The 1,821-nt window shown below is 45.4% G+C and carries 3 protein-coding genes; all 3 read left to right on the forward strand.

Going from position 1 to position 1,821, the window contains the following annotated elements; genetic code table 11:
* Positions 1-758, forward strand: a 758-nt coding sequence (locus tag A3738_RS17685; protein ID WP_304440111.1) for a proton-conducting transporter membrane subunit, incomplete at its 5' end; no start/stop codon positions are given.
* Positions 755-1,003: a hypothetical protein gene (locus tag A3738_RS17690; protein WP_068481880.1), complete on the forward strand. Its 249-nt coding sequence runs from the start codon at positions 755-757 to the stop codon at positions 1,001-1,003. The genes A3738_RS17685 and A3738_RS17690, both read left to right, overlap by 4 nt.
* On the forward strand, positions 993-1,821 hold an 829-nt coding region (locus A3738_RS17695; protein WP_304440112.1), incomplete at its 3' end, for a proton-conducting transporter membrane subunit. The genes A3738_RS17690 and A3738_RS17695, both read left to right, overlap by 11 nt.

The raw sequence follows: 1,821 nt of genomic DNA on the forward strand, positions 1-1,821 counted from the left end.
CGCCAACTCCTGTCAGTGCCTTACTGCATGCCGTCGCCGTTGTTAAAGCGGGTGTTTTCAGCATTTTGAAAGTTGCGGTATACATTTTCGGTCTTGATACGCTTTCTGACCTTGCTACAACCGACTTAATGCTTTATGTCGCCTCCGCCACGATGGTGATTGCATCGATAATCGCGATGACCAAAGACAATCTCAAAGCGAGGCTTGCTTACTCAACAATAGCTCAACTGAGTTACATCGTACTGGGTGCAATGCTTGCTACTGCCATGGGTGTTATCGGAAGCGCAATGCATATCGCTGCTCATGCCTTCGGTAAAATTACCCTGTTTTTCGTGGCCGGTGCGATATACACAACAGCGCACAAGAAGTTAGTGAGTGAGCTTGATGGAATTGGCAAACACATGCCTTTGACAATGGCTGCCTTTACGATTGGTGCGATATCGATGATCGGGTTGCCGCCAGCTGCTGGGTTTATTTCCAAATGGTATCTACTACTTGGTTCGCTAGAAACAAGTCAGTGGGTCGCTGTTATTGCCCTGATTCTCAGCACCTTATTAAACGCAGCGTATTTTATTCCAATCGTTTATGCGGCTTACTTCAAATCTGAGCCTAACGACCAGAAACATCAGAGTCATGGAGAAGCGCCACTAATGATTCTGATTCCTTTGTTAATTACAGCGGGCATGACTCTGTTTATGTTCTTTAACCCTGAATTACCACTTGCGCTTGCGAAACAAATGCTGGAGCTGTCTCTATGAATGAACCTGAAAAACATTGGTTAATGAGACCGGCATCGATCAGTTTGCTCTGGAAGGTATTTATCGCCATTTTGGTTCTGACCGTCTTATCTGAATTATTGATTCATAAGCATGAACACTTTGGTATTGATGGCACCTTTGGTTTTTCAGCATGGTATGGATTTGTTACATGTGCCGCTATGGTGGTCGGCGCAAAAGTGCTTGGCTACGTCTTGAAGCGTGGAGAGGATTATTATGATGATTGAATTTCCACCAGGCTGGATAATTATCATTGGGGCGCTATTGATCCCTATTACTCAGGGTTTGTTGAGACAAGCTGTACTTGTGGCTTTGCCTGTACTTGCATTGACACTTATCTGGACCTTGCCCGATAACGCGCTTTGGCAAACAAGTTTTCTTGAATACACGCTATCACCGCTTGATTTTTCAACCGTAGGCAAGTTGTTTGCGACTATCTTTTCTTTGATGGTCTTGGTTGGTGGCATCTATGCGATGCGTACCGCTTCCACCTTGGAGTTATCTGCAGCGTTTTTATACGCCGGTAGCGCAATCGGGGTGACTTCTTCTGGCGACTTGATCAGCGTATTTATTTATTGGGAGTTAATGGCAATTGGCTCTACCGCAGTGATCTGGGCTGGCGCAACAAACTCCGCATACAAAGCCAGTATGCGTTATTTGTTTATGCATTTATTTGGCGGCGTCATATTGATGGCAGGTATTCTGTGGCATATCCATGAAACAGGATCTACCGAATTTACCGCGCTTGAGTTAGCTGGACCTGCTCAATGGCTGATATTAATCGGTTTCTTGGTCAACGCCGGCGCGCCACCTTTCTCGGCGTGGATTGCAGATGCATATCCTGAAGCAAGCCCGAGTGGCTCGGTCTTTCTCTCTGCCTTCACAACCAAAACAGCGGTATTTACGCTGCTTATTGCGTTCCCTGGTACAAGTGTATTGATTCCAATCGGATGCTTTATGATTTTCTACGGCATCATTTATGCTCTGCTTGAAAATGATGCAAGACGAATTCTGTCATACAGTATCGTTAATCAGGTTGGTTTCA

The organism is Oleiphilus sp. HI0066, assembly GCF_001635725.1.

What these genes read in the sequence shown, in the direction of transcription:
- A3738_RS17690 (WP_068481880.1), top strand. Translation starts at nt 755, where the DNA reads ATGAATGAACCTGAAAAACATTGGTTAATGAGACCGGCATCGATCAGT.